At 60.7% G+C, this 14,745-nt stretch carries 12 protein-coding genes; 4 read left to right on the forward strand and 8 right to left on the reverse strand.

Annotated features, from left to right (window positions below):
* Positions 1-91 precede the first annotated feature (91 nt).
* The 4 genes from ACK41V_RS13325 (at position 92) to ACK41V_RS13340 (ending at position 6,698) form a co-directional block, all read left to right on the forward strand.
* Positions 92-1,945, forward strand: a complete 1,854-nt coding sequence (locus ACK41V_RS13325) for a PAS domain S-box protein (RefSeq protein ID WP_409783078.1) — start codon at positions 92-94, stop codon at positions 1,943-1,945.
* On the forward strand, positions 1,942-2,340 hold the full coding sequence (locus ACK41V_RS13330) for a response regulator (RefSeq protein ID WP_409783079.1): 399 nt from the start codon (positions 1,942-1,944) through the stop codon (positions 2,338-2,340). Before ACK41V_RS13325 ends, ACK41V_RS13330 begins: the two co-directional genes overlap by 4 nt.
* Positions 2,341-2,379: 39 nt before the next feature.
* Positions 2,380-6,018: an EAL domain-containing protein gene (locus tag ACK41V_RS13335; protein ID WP_409783080.1), complete on the forward strand. Its 3,639-nt coding sequence runs from the start codon at positions 2,380-2,382 to the stop codon at positions 6,016-6,018.
* A gap of 140 nt (positions 6,019-6,158) precedes the next feature.
* Positions 6,159-6,698, forward strand: a complete 540-nt coding sequence (locus tag ACK41V_RS13340) for a TIGR02281 family clan AA aspartic protease (protein ID WP_409783081.1) — start codon at positions 6,159-6,161, stop codon at positions 6,696-6,698.
* Between the two features lie 317 nt (positions 6,699-7,015).
* On the opposite strand, the gene ACK41V_RS13345 is transcribed toward ACK41V_RS13340, so the two are convergent.
* The 8 genes from ACK41V_RS13345 to ACK41V_RS13380 form a co-directional block, all read right to left on the reverse strand.
* Positions 7,016-7,762 (reverse strand): glutamine amidotransferase, encoded by a 747-nt coding sequence (locus tag ACK41V_RS13345; RefSeq protein WP_409783082.1) that lies wholly within the window; start codon positions 7,760-7,762, stop codon positions 7,016-7,018.
* 166 nt (positions 7,763-7,928) lie between these two features.
* Complete coding sequence (locus ACK41V_RS13350; protein ID WP_409783083.1) at positions 7,929-9,920, reverse strand: ATP-binding protein; 1,992 nt, start codon at positions 9,918-9,920, stop codon at positions 7,929-7,931.
* Positions 9,921-10,048: 128 nt separating this feature from the next.
* Positions 10,049-10,549: a GIY-YIG nuclease family protein gene (locus ACK41V_RS13355; protein WP_409783084.1), complete on the reverse strand. Its 501-nt coding sequence runs from the start codon at positions 10,547-10,549 to the stop codon at positions 10,049-10,051.
* 92 nt (positions 10,550-10,641) lie between these two features.
* Positions 10,642-11,232 (reverse strand): hypothetical protein, encoded by a 591-nt coding sequence (locus ACK41V_RS13360; RefSeq protein ID WP_409783085.1) that lies wholly within the window; start codon positions 11,230-11,232, stop codon positions 10,642-10,644.
* Between the two features lie 199 nt (positions 11,233-11,431).
* Positions 11,432-12,337: a 3-hydroxyisobutyrate dehydrogenase gene (gene mmsB, locus ACK41V_RS13365; protein WP_409783089.1), complete on the reverse strand. Its 906-nt coding sequence runs from the start codon at positions 12,335-12,337 to the stop codon at positions 11,432-11,434.
* 100 nt (positions 12,338-12,437) lie between these two features.
* A complete protein-coding gene (locus ACK41V_RS13370) occupies positions 12,438-12,827 on the reverse strand; it encodes a DUF488 domain-containing protein (RefSeq protein WP_409783086.1) in 390 nt (129 codons plus the stop codon).
* Between the two features lie 37 nt (positions 12,828-12,864).
* Positions 12,865-13,338 (reverse strand): TfoX/Sxy family protein, encoded by a 474-nt coding sequence (locus ACK41V_RS13375; protein ID WP_409783087.1) that lies wholly within the window; start codon positions 13,336-13,338, stop codon positions 12,865-12,867.
* A 71-nt stretch (positions 13,339-13,409) separates the two neighbouring features.
* A complete protein-coding gene (locus ACK41V_RS13380) occupies positions 13,410-14,576 on the reverse strand; it encodes an acyl-CoA dehydrogenase family protein (RefSeq protein ID WP_409783088.1) in 1,167 nt (388 codons plus the stop codon).
* Between the last annotated feature and the right edge of the window lie 169 nt (positions 14,577-14,745).

The following is a 14,745-nucleotide window of genomic DNA, read 5'->3' on the forward strand; positions in this document are numbered from 1 at the left end:
GTCGCCGCCACGCGAGCGGAGTCCGGGCCTGCTGAACGGGTGCATTGATCCATGTCCGCGCCTTGGGTGGGGCTCACACGGAGAGAACTGAATGGCGTCTGACTTTTCTGCGGCGTATTGGGACCAAAACCCCGATGCCCTGCTGGTGCTGTCTCCGCAAGGTGTGGTGCTGGAGTGGAACCCCGCGGCTGAGCGAATCTTTGGCTACGCTCAGGCCGAAGCCAAGGGGCGCTCGATCCTTCACCTCATTGTTCCCACCGACCGTGCGCATGAAGAAGCGGCCATTCGCGCCGAGGCGATGCGCTTGGGGACCGCTGTGCATGAATCGGTGCGCCGCCGCAAAGACGGGTCCCTGGTGCATGTCAACGTCTCCACCAAGGCGGTGCGCGATGCCGACGGGCAGGTGCTGTACTTCCTGTCGAGCAAAAAAGATGTCACCCAGCTCAAAGTGCTGCGCGACGCCAAGCTGCTGGAAGCGCGGTTCCGGGACTTGCTTGAATCCACGCCAGACGCCACCGTGATGGTCAACGTCACCGGTCGCATTGTGCTGGTGAACTCGCAGGCCGAGCGCGTCTTTGGCTACCAGCGGGCGGACCTGCTGGGGCAGCCGGTGGAGGTGCTGCTGCCCCAGCGGTACCGCGGTGCGCACGTCGGGCGGCGCAGCGGCTTTTTTTCTCAGCCTCGCACCCGCACCATGGGTGCGGGGCTGGAGTTGTACGGCCTGCGCCAGGACGGCGTGGAGTTTCCGGTGGAGATCAGCCTGAGCCCCATCGAGACCGAAGAGGGCACCATGGTGATGAGCGCGATCCGCGACATCACCGACCGCAAAAAGGCGGACCAAAAATTCAAGGACTTGCTGGAGGCCGCGCCGGACGCGATGGTCATCGTCAACCGCGAGGGGCGCATTGTGCTCGTCAACTCCCAGGCCGTGAAGCTGTTTGGCTGGAGCCGTGACGAGCTGCTGGGCCAGCAGATCGAACTGCTGGTGCCCGCGCGGTTCAGTGGGTCGCACCCGGCGCACCGCGGCAGTTTTTTTGCTCAACCCCGCAGCCGGTCCATGGGCGCCGGGCTGGAGCTGCATGGTCTGCGCAAGGATGGCAGCGAGTTTCCGGTGGAGATCAGCCTGAGCCCGCTGGAGACTGAGGAAGGGCTGTTTGTGTCCAGCGCCATCCGCGATGTGACCGAGCGCAAACGCATCGAGCAGGCGCTGCGCGAAAAAAACCTGGAGCTGGAGAACGCGGCCCTCGTCAAAGACCGTTTCCTGGCCAGCATGTCGCACGAACTGCGCACCCCGCTCAACGCCATCATCGGCTTTACAGGCACCTTGTTGATGAAGCTGCCCGGGCCTTTGAACACCGAGCAGGAAAAGCAGCTTCGCATCGTGCAGACGGGTGCGCGCCATTTGCTGTCGCTCATCAACGATCTGCTGGACGTGGCCAAGCTGGGCGCCAACAAGGTGGCGTTGAATCTTGAAATGGTGGACTGCCGCGCGGTGGTGGAGGAGGTGGTTGCAACGCTGAGCCCCGACGCCACGCGCAAGGCGCTGGGGTTCACATCAGATCTTCCGCCAGTGCCTGTGCTGCTGCAGACCGACCGGCGTGCGATGAGTCAGATTCTCATCAACCTGGTGGGCAATGCCATCAAGTTCACGCAACAGGGCAGCGTTCATCTGACGCTGCAGGACGATGTTGTGCGTGCCGGTGGCCGCACGGTTGTTTTGTGTGTGCAAGACACGGGGCCGGGTATCCCAGGCGACGACCAGACCCGACTGTTTGAAGCCTTCTCGCGCGTCGAAAGTGCCGACCGGCGCCACCACGAGGGCACGGGCCTGGGCCTGCACCTGAGCCGCAAACTGGCCGAAGCCCTGGGTGGGCGCATTCACTTTGAAAGCACCGAGGGGCAGGGCAGCACCTTCACCCTCGAACTGCCGGAGCCCCGCGAATGATAGCCGCCAACATTCTGGTGATTGAAGACGACGAGGCCAGCCGCCTGCTGGTCACCTACCTGCTCGAAGCGGCAGGGTATACGGTGCGTGCTGCCGAAAACGGGGCCGTGGGGCTGGAGCTGGCCCTGTCCCAGCCCCACGACCTCATCCTGTGCGATCTGCAGATGCCCATCATGAACGGCTACCAGGTGGCACAAACCCTGCGCTCTCACCCCAAGTGGCACCGGGTTCCGCTGGTCGCGGTCACGGCGTTCTCCATGCCCGGCGACCGGGAGAAGGCGCTGGAAATGGGCTTTGATGATCACCTGTCCAAACCGATTACCCCCGAAACGTTTGTGCAACAGATTGAAGTGTTTCTGGGCACCGGCTACGCGCCGACGCCTCACGTCGGTTGACGGGCCAAGCGGTGGCCGAACGGCGTAACACAAGACAGCATGGCAAAGATCCTGGTCGTAGATGATCTCGCCGCCAACCGGGCGCTGGTGGTCACGCTCATCGGTCACGGTGGCCACCAGGCGTTGGAGGCGTCTGACGGCGCCGAGGCGCTGGCGCTGGTGCGTGCAGAGCGCCCGCAGTTGGTCATCTCCGACATCCTGATGCCCACCATGGACGGCTACGAGTTTGTGCGCCAGTTGCGCGCCGATGCCACCATCGCGCAGACCCAGGTGGTTTTCTACAGCGCCCACTACCGCGAGCTGGAGGCGCGCAATCTGGCGCTGGCCTGCGGGGTGACACAGGTGCTGATCAAACCCTGCGAGCCACAGGACATTCTGGACGCCATCGACCAGGCGCTGGCACAGGCACCTGCGCCGTCACCCCTGGTGCTGGAGCACAGTTTTCAGACGCAGCACCTGCGTTTGATGACCGACAAGCTCACGGGCAACGTGGCGCAACTGGAGGCCATGAACTTCCGGTTGGCTGCGCTGACCGACCTGAACCTGCAACTGGCCTCCGAACGCGACCCGCAGGTGTTGCTGGCCAATGTGTGCCGGGGTGCGCGTGACTTGGTGGGCGCGCAGTATGCGGTGCTGTGCATTGCGCGCAAACACAGCGCCGACCCCATTGTGTGCACCAGCGGGCTGGACGCAGAGCGCACCCAGCGGCTGGCAACCCCTGTGGTGTCACACGGCCTGCTGGGCACCTTGCGGGCCGAGCGACGCTCCCAGCGCTGGGCAGACGCCAGCGGTCGACCCGAGGCGATAGGCCTGCCCCAGGGCTACCCGCCGCTTTTCACCGCGTTGATGGTGCCGGTCACCTCGCTGTCTTTTTCGTACGGCTGGATCTGCCTGGCCAACAAGCTCGGAGCCGACGGTTTCAGCGCTGAAGACGAAAAAATCCTGTCCATCCTGGGCGCCCAGGTGGGACGTATCTATGAAAACGGCAGCCTTTACCAGGAGGTGCAACGCCACGCCGAGCAGTTGCAGGTCGAGGTGCAGGAGAGGCAACGCGCCATGGATGCCCTGCGCGCCAGCAAAGCCAGCCTGCGCCGGGCCCAGGCGCTGGCCAAAATTGCCCACGTCATCAGCGGCCCCGATGGAGCGTTTGAAAGCTGGCTCGACACCCTGCCCGACATGCTGGGGCTGTCTGACCAAGACATGCCGCAATCTGCGCGTGACTGGCTGGCCTTGGTGCACCCGGACGACCGTGCGATGTTTCGGCACCATGCGCTGGAAGCCTCCCACCAAGGCGCGCGCCTGGACTTCACCTACCGGCTGCTGCGTGCGGATGGGCAGCTCTTGCACCTGCGGCAGGTGATGGAGCCCCTGGAGGGCGAGGTCGGGCAGGGCGAACCGCACCGCTGGTTCAACACCATTCAGGACATCACCCAGCAAAAGCAGGCCGAGCAAGAGCTGCACGAAAGCGACCGCCGCTTTAACGACATGCTCGACAAGGTCGAGATGATCTCGCTGATGCTGGACAGTGAAGGTCGCATCATTTATTGCAACGACTACCTCTTGCGGTTGACCGGCTGGCAACGCGACGAAGTGTTTGGGCACAACTGGTTTTCGCTGTTTCTGCCGCCCGACGTGACCGACGTACACGACGTATTTGCCGATGTTCTGGCGGACCGGCCTTCGGCCTGGCACTACGACAACGAAATTTTGACCCGCACGGGAGAGCGGCGTCTGGTTCACTGGAACAACACGGTGTTGCGTTCGGTGGGGGGCGAGGTGACCGGTGTGGCCAGCCTGGGCGAGGACATTACCGAGCGCCGCGAGGCCGAGCGCAAGATCAAACGCCTGAACCGCGTGTACGCCATGCTCAGCGCGATCAACACGCTGATTGTTCGGGTGCACGAACGCGCTGAACTGTTCCGCGAGTCCTGCCGTGTGGCGGTGGAGCATGGGCAGTTTCAGATTGCCTGGATTGGCCGGGTGGACCACGCGTTGAACAAGGTGGTGCCCGTGGCGCTGGCGGGCGCGCAGGCTGATTTCCTTGCGCACATGGAGAACCGTCTTGGGCTGCACCCCGAGCCCACACCCGGCGAGAGCCTGAGCGCTGGGGTGGTGCGCACGCGGCGGGCTGTGGTGTGCGATGACATCCTGCGCGACCCGCGCATCCGGCTGCCCGAGACGCTGTCAGAACGTGGCGTAGCCTCGATGGCCGTGCTGCCGCTGCTGGTGGCCCACGAGGTGGTGGGTGTGCTGGCGTTGTTTGCCGACGAGATCGGTTTTTTTGACGACGCCGAGATGCGGCTGCTGACTGAGCTGGCGGGCGACATCGGTTTTGCCATGGACCACCTCGACAAGGAAGAGCGGCTCAGTTACCTGGCCTATTACGACGACATTACCGGCCTGCCCAACCGCACCTTGTTTCTGGAGCGGTGTGGCCAGCACCTGCGGCCGCGCGAGGGTGCCAAGGCGGTGCTGGGCATTGCGTTGATGGACATCAGCCGGTTTCGCATCGTCAATGACACGCTGGGCCGCCAGATGGGCGACGAGTTGCTCAAGCAGGTAGCGCAGCGGCTGCAGCAGGCCGCAGGCGATGCGTACGACGTGGCGCGCATTGGCATTAACAGTTTTGGCATTGCCGTGCCCGACCCCCGTGATGCGGGTGCGGTGGCGTTAGCGGTGGACCACCTGATGCGGATGTGCTTTGACGCGCCTTTTGCACTGGGCGACACCGAGTTGCGCATGGCTGCGAAGGCGGGTGTAGCCCTGTACCCCATGGATGGGATGGACGCGGAGGCCCTGCTGCGCAATGCAGAGGCGGCCACGTACAAGGCCAAGGCGTCGGCCGACAGCCTGCTGTTCTACACCTCCGAGATGAACACGCGGGTGGCCGAGGCGCTGAGCCTGGAGGGCCGCCTGCGTGAGGCGCTGGAGCAAGGCCAGTTTGTGCTGCACTACCAGCCCAAGCAGCATCTGGCCAGCGGCGCCATTGCAGGCGCCGAGGCGCTGATCCGCTGGAACGACCCCCAGCGCGGCCTGGTGCCACCAGGCCAGTTCATCCCCATCCTCGAAGAAACGGGGCTGATCTACGACGTGGGCCGCTGGGCACTGCGGCAGGCGCTGGCCGACAACCAGCGCTGGCGACAGGCCGGACTGCTGGCGGTGCGCGTGGCGGTCAACGTGTCGTTTTTGCAGTTGCGGCACCGTGGCTTCATCGCCGAGGTGCGCAATGCGATTGCCGCTGATGCCTACGCGGCCGCGGGGCTGGAGCTGGAGATCACTGAAAGCATGGTGATGGACGACGTAGAGCAAAGCACGCTCAGCCTGCATGCGCTGCGCGACATGGGCATCACCATTGCCATTGACGACTTCGGCACCGGTTTCTCATCACTGAGCTACTTGGCACGGCTGCCGGTGGACACACTCAAGATCGACCGGTCCTTCATCACCGGCCTGTCGTCCGGGCCACAGGGGCTGGCGCTGGTGTCCACCATCATCAACCTGGGGCACTCTCTGGGCCTCAAGGTGGTGGCCGAAGGGGTGGAGACCGAGGACCAATCCCGCATGCTGGCTTTGCTCGGGTGTGACGAAATCCAGGGCTATTTGCTCAGCAAACCGGTGCCCGCTGCGGTGTTTGAGGCGCAGTTTCTGCACAGCCTGGTCGCCACCCAAGGCTGGTGAAGACCACAGCCTGCCAGGGTGTTCCGGCGCGCCTCCTATGATCCACGGCTGGGTAATCTTTGGGCGCATCCGTGTTCGCCGCAGGCTGAGCGCCCGCGATTTTTCTGCCCTTTCTCCCTTCTTCACCCACCATCCTCCGCATGGGCAACCAACCCCACCCCGTACCGCCCGCCAACAACGACCAGCCCACGCGCCGCTTGATGCGAATGGGCACGCTGGGCATTCTGGCGTTCTGGCTGGTGGTCATGGCCGCGCTGTACTTTGCGATGCAGTACGCGATGAAACCCAAAGGCGTCACCGTGACGGCCGATGGCGCGGTGGTGATCCCCCGCCACCACGACGGCCACTTTCGGGTGGCGGGCAGTGTCAACGGCGTGCCCGTGATGTTTTTGGTGGACACCGGCGCCAGCCTGGTGGGCGTGACCGAGGCGCTGGCCCGCGAGGCCGGTTTGCAAGGGGGTGACCCCATCACCTTCCAGACCGCCAACGGCCCGCGCGAGGGGCGGGTGATTGCGTCAGATTCCGTCACGGTGCGCTCGCTCGCGGTATCGGGCCTGCGGGTGGGCACCGGCTACACGGGCCGCAGCGACGACGATGCCCTGCTGGGGCAGAATTTTTTGCGCCACTTTGACGTGGAAATGGGCCGTGACCGCATGGTGCTGCGGCCCCGTGGTGGCTGATTTAGAGCGGCTAACAAAACTCTTCTGGCGTCGTTGCAGCGTCTTGTCGTACTGCCCGTACTGCCTGCGACGCAGCGCCTAGCCAGAACCGCTTCGCTGAGTTTTGTTAGCCGCTCTTAGTGATTGAGTGGGCAATCCACTTCGGGCAACCCACTTGAAGCCGTTCACCCTGAGCCCGTCGAAGCGCTCCACCAGGCTTCGACAAGCTCAGCCCGAACGGGTGTTTTTGAAGTTCAAACTCGCCAACTCAAAACTATTGTTTTGATAGCTACTAGCGCTTGATGTATAAGCGCTAGAGCCACTTTTCACTCATATTTTCAATGCTCTGCCGCCACCAGCTGCGCAAAGCGTGCGAGCAGGCTGGCAGCGTGGGGCGTGGCCTGCACTTGCTGCTGCAAGGCGTCGACATCCACACCAGCGCTCTGCAGTGATGGCGCAAAACATTGCACAAAGTCGCGCATGACGGCATCACTGAATTCCGGATGAAACTGCACGCCCCACGCGTTGGGGCCCACGCGAAACGCATGGTGGGCTTCGTGGGCGTTGGCCGCCAGGGCCACCGCCCCGGGCGGCAGGCGGCGCACCGATTGTTCGTGCACCACATGGGCTGCAAATTCAATAGGCAGGCCGCCAAACAAGGCATCTCCTGCGGCTGCTGGCAACTGACGGATGGCCACGGTGCCAATCTCCAGCCCACCCGGGTGCCGCGCCACCTCGCCGCCCAGCGCGTGGGCCAGCAATTGGTGGCCATAGCAGAGGCCCAGCACCGGCACCTGTGCGGCCACCAGTTGCGCCAGCCACGCGGCGGCGCGCTCGCTCCAGGGTTCGCGGTCCGTCACCATGGCGGGCGATCCTGTGACCACAACACCCGCCACGGTCTCCATGGCAGGCCACGGTGTGTCGGTGCGCGCATCCAGGGTGCGCACGGGCAGCGCCGGGAGGTTACTGTGCAGAGCCAGCCCGTGTGCAATCCAGTCTTCAAAGTCACCGTGCACGGCCCGCAGCGACGGCAGGGCATCGCCGGTTTTGAGAATCCAGAGCGTGGGAGTGGGAGAGAGGGGCATGGCGCGAGAGTACATCCGCGCCAAGGTTCTATCGGGCGTAGTCGTCAGATGCCAATATGACCATGGACCCGAACGCGCTTTGGTAGAGGTGCGGACTAGCGTTTAACTTAAGCGGCGTCGTCAGGCGTACGCTTGAAGGAGGGTTTGCGCGTCTGCGCGCCGACCGCTAAATGCCCAGCTTGTGGAAGAAGACCCGATTGCGCATGTCTGCATCACGCAGGACCTTGTCCCAGCTGAGTACCTCGATATAGAGGTTGATGTTCCCGATCCAACTGAACCAGCCGCGCTTGTCTGGCATCGGAGTGAAGTTCTTTTCCGTCAAGAGCCACTTTTCTACCTTCGCAGATAAATCGCACACCACATAACCATAGAACGGCGTATTGGTCTCGACGTTGATCTTTCGTCCAAGCGGAGTGCGGTAGCGGCCCTCGCGAATGCTATTCACGTACCTGACGATCTGAGCAACGGGATCTTCTTTTGAAGAAGGGTTGACAAAGTCGTCTCGGTTTGGCTTCTTGAACTCAAAAACGATCACCGGATTGCTTGTCTCGTTTTCGACTCGGAACGCAATGCGCCGGTCAAATACCAGGAGATCAGGTCTCTCGCTCACGCCCCCATTTAGAGGCAGATCGGACGCTACGTAGCTTGTGAAGGTAAGACGTTCGTCAAGTATCCAGAGATTGTGATTTTCGTATGTAGTCAGCAGATCATCGGATTTCGTGGGAAAAATAATGTCGTGAACGGCGGTTTCGGAAGAGTATTTACCTTCTATGTCTAGTTCGAGGCTACGCTTGAAGATATCGAGGACTTGCTTTCGAAGTGCGACGTAGTGCACAAGATCATTTTTGCTTGACTCAGATATTTTGCTTGCGACTGCCGCCACATTTACAGAGAGTTCGCTTGCGGTGGCCGAACTCAGAAGTGCAGTCACCTCACCTCGGACTTTTATCTCTTGCTTGAACTTCTCTTTTTGGAGTAACGCTTCGAGTTCAGCGTCGGAAGGGTTGGTGGGGAATGCTGTCACATCTAGAGTACGGACCAGTGACTTGTGCCAAGGTGCTTGATCCTCAACGTAGGACTGAATGCGCTGCTTCTTCTTCTCTTGGCGCGACATCACTTGATCTGCAACTGCGCTCTTCGTAACTTCAGCGGCCTTGGCTTCGATATCTGTCTGCGATATCCCGTAGTTGAGATCGTTTTCCTTTTGGAATTCGAAGGCGCCTCGCTCCAGCGAGACATTCGCATCAAGGTAGACACTAAAAACGTATGCCTTCAAGATGTAGTTTCGACGTTTTTCTTCGGCGTCATCTCGGTTCTCCACGAACTCATCCGCAAACTCCGGCACGTAACTTTGCAGGGAAGTCTCCGTCACCTCTCGTTTATGGGCGACAAGGCTAACCTTGCTAATTTTATTTCTAGGGTAGAGCAACTTGAATACTCGGACAATGAAGGTTTGCGGCCCCGCATTGCTTTGAAGGCTAAAATTATTGTCTGCAAGCGCGAGTTCTTGGATAACAGCCCCTGCACTTTCAAGATATTGATTCAGAATAATCGACTCACTTCCATCGGCCTCGGACAAAGAAATCGTCGGACACTTGTAGCCGTTGGTTATAAAGTACGGAAGCAGTATCTCCACAAGTCCACGCGCCATCGTGGACAACTTTCGATGAAGAGAGCCAGACTTCTCTGAAGTAAGAGTAACAGTTGTGCCCGTAGTCGTAGTTCCGCTCTCAACCACCTTTTCATTGACGATGATCTCCTGGCCCTTCCCCATAGAAAAGGTTCTCTTCTTGAAGGCTTCATCAAAATAGCAGCTTTCAACTGTCAAGTCATCAAAGTACTTTAGGCATGTAAATCGACCGAATCCCTTGCCCCCTTGCTTGATTTTGAGGTCGCTGTAAAGCGTGTCAAAGCTGTTTCGATTCTCGTCAGTGAATCCGACGCCGTTGTCCGTCACTGATACGTCGAGGATCTTAGACTCGCCATCGTCGACCTCGGACTGCGGTGAGCGCCGGACTCTGATTTCGACTGTGCCGTTTGCCTCATCTTTGGCTTCGATCGCCTCAATGGCGTTGACCACGGTCTCTACGATTGGCGTGTAGACGGTGGTGCTCGACCGAATGTTCTCGATTGCTCGCCGGATATTGACGTTGCTCATTGGGTTATCAGAAAAGATAAATCTTAAGGACGGATCCGAGGTGCGCCGCTGTGCGTCTCCCAGCCTCCCAACGTGAAGGTAACCGGGATTGCGCGGCCTTATGCGCAAGGGCCGTGTTGACCGCAGGGTTAGGGCTCTTCTCTCGGTTCTTCTTCGTATTCATAAATGATCCCGCATTTCAAACAGCGCTCAGTTCCGTAGTTCTCGTTATATTGAAGTCCGCAGCTACATCCGCATTTGGGGCAAAACTCTGAATCGTCGACATCCGCCCACTTCCATGGGCCGTAGTATTCCGGTACTCCATCTTTGTCGCGAGACATGATCTCGAAGGTGTTTTCTTCGGTAGAGATATATGCGCAAACGCCATGCGACTTCAGTTCGGTAAGTACGTCTTCAGGCTGGAGATAGAACCATTCGAGGTGAATACTTTGATCGGCATATCGCCCATGAAGTGCGAACTCTAATTCTTTGTCGTCGTCGCTTTCAATCCAGCCCATTAGCTTGAGCTGGTATGGGCTACCTGTTCGCAAGGCGCGTAGCCGAACCTGTATATCTTTGGTGCGCCCAATCTTTACGCGCAATGAACTGTGATCGTCGTTCTCATTTTCGGCGATGAAGTAGACAGGCATGGCGGCGTTCCTGAGAGCCCTAACGACCCTAACGCCTAGGTTCAGCCGCAGACCCGCCGACGGCGGGCTGTCGGCTGCAACCGATTGTTAGGTCATGTGCGCAGATCAAAACGCATTGCCTCATTGATTACATCCCAGCGATCACGGAAAGTATCCGGACGAGCTAAACACAACCGTTCTGCGCCGCCAGCCAGCAGACGGCAAAACTCAGGTGAGTGCTTGGTGATGTGCTCGTTTTCAGTATCTGTTCTCTTGTAGAGCTTTTCACCGTGATAAGACGCCTTAGGGTCAAAATGTTCTAGTTTTCCAATGCTGTTTGAATCAATGATCAGATGACAACACTCGTGAAACATCAGAGCTTCTAGCGTCCGGTCAGGATATGCCAATGCGTCTTTAGATAGCAAAAGCACATCAGCGTTGACGTTCGCTTGAGGGAAGACCTTGCCGACATCCACTCTATAGCCAGCCTTGCAATCAAGGATTGGTTTGCTATTAACAGCGTCAATGAGTGCCAAGGGGGGATTGCCGAACAGGTCCTCTAGTCGATTGCGCTCGATATCGATGAGCAACCCATAAAGAACTCGGCCATTATTACTTTTTGAGTAGTCGGAAAATGAAAAATTGAATGCATCTGTCGCGATTGCTGCAAACCGGATACCGATCTCTGAGCTATTGATAGTCATTGAGTGATCTAACTAGAAATGGACGACACCGCAACCGCAGCGTGGGTCGGATAAAAAATTCTGACATCGCTTCCCCCAGACAAATTCATCCAACCCTCCGATTAGTCAAACCTAAAAACCCCGGATGAAAAACCACACGGGCGCTGTAACGACATGCTACAGCGCCCGTTCTCATCCGCAAAGGGCGTAGCCCTACCTATCAAGCCTTTTTCTGCACCATCTTGATCACGCTGGAGAAATCCTCCGCGCCATGCCCTGCAATGCTGTGCGCCGCATACAGGTTGCGGGCCAAGCCGCCCAGGGGAGTCGATGCCTTCACAGCCGCCGCATTTTCTTGCGCCAGGCCCAGGTCTTTCAGCATCAAGTCGGTGCCAAAGCCCCCCGCATAACCCTTGCTGGCGGGCGCGGTTTCCATCACGCCGGGGTAGGGGTTGTACTTCTCCAGCGCCCAGTTGCCGCCCGAGCTGCGGCGCATGATTTCGCTCAGCACCTTGGGGTCTAGGCCGTTGGCTACGCCCAGTGCAATGGCTTCGCTGGTGCCTGCCATCAAGATGCCCAGCAGCATGTTGTTGCAGATCTTGGCCGTCTGGCCCGCGCCCACGCTGCCAGCGTGGAAGATGTTGGCGCCCATCTTTTCGAGCACGGGGCGGGCGCGTTCCAGGTCGGCTGCGTCGGCGCCCACCATGAAGGTGAGGGTGCCTGCAATGGCGCCACCGGTGCCGCCCGAGACGGGTGCGTCGATAAAGGCCACGCCCTTGGCTTTGGCGGCGTCGGCCACCTTGCGGGAGGTGGCGGCTGCGATGGTGGAGCAGTCGATGACCAGCGTGCCCGCAGGCAGCTGGGCCAGCAGGTCGCCCGCGCCCAAAAACAGGCTTTCCACATGCTGGCTGGCGGGCAGCATGCTGATGACGACTTCGGCGCCTGCCACGGCCGCCTTGGCGTCGGTGGCGATGGGCACGCCGTCTGCGGCCAGCTTGTCGCGGGCGGGCTGCGAGAGGTCGAACGCGCGCACTTCGTGGCCTGCCTTGTGCAGGTTGTGTGCCATGGGGCCGCCCATGTTGCCGAGGCCGATGAATGCGATTTTCATGCTGTGTTGCTCCTGGATGACGTTGTGATGGTGAAAGGGAAGGTGTGTGGGTTTGATATGAATTTGATAGCTGGTAGCGCTTATCCATCAAGCGCTAGAGGCCAAAAAGGCTTGAAATCTAGGGGCGGATGTCTGCTCCACGGCTGGCCAGCTCGGCGCGCAGCACCGAGCGGTGACAGCGCGATTCGTCTTCGCAGTAGCAGCCGAGCGACATGGCGCTGTGGTGCGATAGTGCGGCCAGCAGGTCCAGCGTGCGGCTGGCCTCGGGCTGGGCCAGTTCTTTGCGGAACTGCTTGACGAACGACTCCCACTCTTTCTCTGTCTGGGCCTGCTGGCCTTGGGCCATCAGCTCCTGCGTGGGCGCAAGCAGTGGGTACCACACGTCGTAGTAGTCGCGGCTGGCGAACTCTGCCTTGGGCACGCCACGCGGCGGGCGGCGCACGGTGCCGATGCGGGTGCCTTCCCCGGCGGCGCGCGGGGTGCCAAGGCGGACGATGCGAAGGGGCATGGTGGTGGGCTCCGGGGAGGGCGATGGAAAGGGCAGATCAGTCGTCGGCTTCGAAGATGCTGTGCTTTTTGGCGGTGGCTTTTTTCTTCGGCTTGGCACTGGTGCTCGTGCTGGCGGGCGCTTTCTTGGCCGCAGCCGGGGCGTTTTTTGTTGTCTTCTTCTTGCGCGGCGAAGCCTTGGCCAGCGGGTTGTAGGCCAGTGCTTCTTCCAGCCAGAAGCTCCACTGCGCACGCGTGGTGTAGCCGTTGGGCTCCACCCAGAAGTAGCCCTTCATGCCGCCGCCGGGCGACAGCTCACGCGTGTTCTGCATCTCCTGCAATTCGCCATGGCGGTCGGGTGGCAGGCGTACCAGCAGCTCTTCGCCTTTGATGCCAATGCACAGCTTGCAGTCCACAAAAAAGCAGTAGCAGCCGAACATGGTCCGCTCTTCCACGTCGCTGCGGTGCGCGAGCGCAGTGCGCACGGCGTCGATCAGGTGCAGGGTTTTATCGGACAGGGGGCGGGCGGGCATGGGTTTTGAGAAAAATTGGCCGCTAGCGCTTGATGGATAAGCGCTAGCAGCTATAAAAACAGGAGTATTTACTACCGAATGGCCTCCGTGGCATCCCCATCCAGCATCCGCCGCGCAATGATCACCCGCATGATTTCGTTCGTGCCTTCCAGGATCTGGTGCACGCGGGAGTCACGCACCAGGCGCTCCAGCGGGTATTCGCGGATGTAGCCGTAGCCGCCGTGCAGCTGCAAGGCCTCGTTGCACACGGTAAAGCCCACGTCGGTGGCAAACCGTTTGGCCATGGCGCAATAGGTGGATGCATCGCGGGCGCCCGCATCCAGCTTGCTGGCAGCCAGGCGCACCATCTGGCGGGCGGCGACCAGCTCGGTCGCCATGTCGGCCAGCTTGAACTGCAGGGCCTGAAAGCTGGCGATGGGTTTGCCGAACTGCTTGCGGTCCTGCATGTATTGCTGCGCGGCGTTGAGCGCGCCTTGCGCCGCGCCCACCGAGCAGGTGGCGATGTTGATGCGCCCGCCGTCCAGGCCTTTCATGGCGATCTTGAAGCCTTCGCCCTCCTGGCCCAGCAGGTGGTCGGCAGGGATGCGCACGTTGTCAAAGCTGATGGTGCGCGTGGGCTGGCTGTTCCAGCCCATCTTGTGCTCCTTCTTGCCGTAGGTGATGCCTGCGGCGTCTGCGGGTACGGCAAAGGCACTGATGCCACCCGCGCCGGATGCCGCGTCACCGGTGCGCGCCATCAGCACCAGCACATCGGTGGCGCCTGCGCCGCTGATGAAGGCTTTGCTGCCGTTGATGACGTATTCGTGGCCCACCAGCTCCGCGCGGGTCTTGAGCGAGGCGGCGTCCGACCCTGCACCGGGTTCGGTCAGGCAGTAGGACGCGAGTTTTTCGCCCGTGGTCAGCAGCGGCCCCCAGTGGTCGCGCACGGCGGGTGTGGCCCAGGTGCCTAGCATCCAGGTGGCCATGTTGTGGATGGTGATGAAGGCGGTGGTGCTGGGGTCGATGGCGGCCATTTCCTCGAAGACGAGCGTGGCGTCCAGCCGGGGCAGGGCGAGGCCACCGGCGGCCTCGGGCGCGTACAGGCCACAAAAGCCCAGTTCGCCCGCCTTGGCGATGGCCTCTTTGGGGAAGATGCCTTCTGCGTCCCACAACGCCGCGTGGGGCGCGAACTCGGCTTGCGCAAAGTCGCGGGCCGTCTGGGCAAAGGCGCGTTGTTCTTCGGAGAGCTCAAAGTCCATGGTGTTTTGTCTCGGTGTCGCTTGTTGTTGCGTTTTCTTCTGGGCTTATGCAAATGAACCGTTTAAGCAGAGCTTGTCGAAGCGCTGCGCCAGGCTTCGACAGGCTCAGCCCGAACGGGTATGTGGTATTTCAAGTCGCGTAGGTCGGGTTAGCGCAGCGTAACCCGAC

The organism is Acidovorax sp. (assembly GCF_046291265.1).
In the GTDB taxonomy this organism is placed as follows: domain Bacteria; phylum Pseudomonadota; class Gammaproteobacteria; order Burkholderiales; family Burkholderiaceae_C; genus Acidovorax.

Bases quoted from the DNA above. Each gene is read 5' to 3' on its own strand.
- ACK41V_RS13325 (WP_409783078.1), top strand. From the start codon at position 92: ATGGCGTCTGACTTTTCTGCGGCGTATTGGGACCAAAACCCCGATGCC.
- ACK41V_RS13370 (WP_409783086.1), bottom strand. From the start codon at position 12,827: ATGCCCCTTCGCATCGTCCGCCTTGGCACCCCGCGCGCCGCCGGGGAA.
- ACK41V_RS13340 (WP_409783081.1), top strand. From the start codon at position 6,159: ATGGGCAACCAACCCCACCCCGTACCGCCCGCCAACAACGACCAGCCC.
- ACK41V_RS13335 (WP_409783080.1), top strand. From the start codon at position 2,380: ATGGCAAAGATCCTGGTCGTAGATGATCTCGCCGCCAACCGGGCGCTG.
- ACK41V_RS13355 (WP_409783084.1), bottom strand. From the start codon at position 10,549: ATGCCTGTCTACTTCATCGCCGAAAATGAGAACGACGATCACAGTTCA.
- ACK41V_RS13360 (WP_409783085.1), bottom strand. From the start codon at position 11,232: ATGACTATCAATAGCTCAGAGATCGGTATCCGGTTTGCAGCAATCGCG.
- ACK41V_RS13330 (WP_409783079.1), top strand. From the start codon at position 1,942: ATGATAGCCGCCAACATTCTGGTGATTGAAGACGACGAGGCCAGCCGC.
- ACK41V_RS13350 (WP_409783083.1), bottom strand. From the start codon at position 9,920: ATGAGCAACGTCAATATCCGGCGAGCAATCGAGAACATTCGGTCGAGC.
- ACK41V_RS13375 (WP_409783087.1), bottom strand. From the start codon at position 13,338: ATGCCCGCCCGCCCCCTGTCCGATAAAACCCTGCACCTGATCGACGCC.
- ACK41V_RS13380 (WP_409783088.1), bottom strand. From the start codon at position 14,576: ATGGACTTTGAGCTCTCCGAAGAACAACGCGCCTTTGCCCAGACGGCC.
- ACK41V_RS13345 (WP_409783082.1), bottom strand. From the start codon at position 7,762: ATGCCCCTCTCTCCCACTCCCACGCTCTGGATTCTCAAAACCGGCGAT.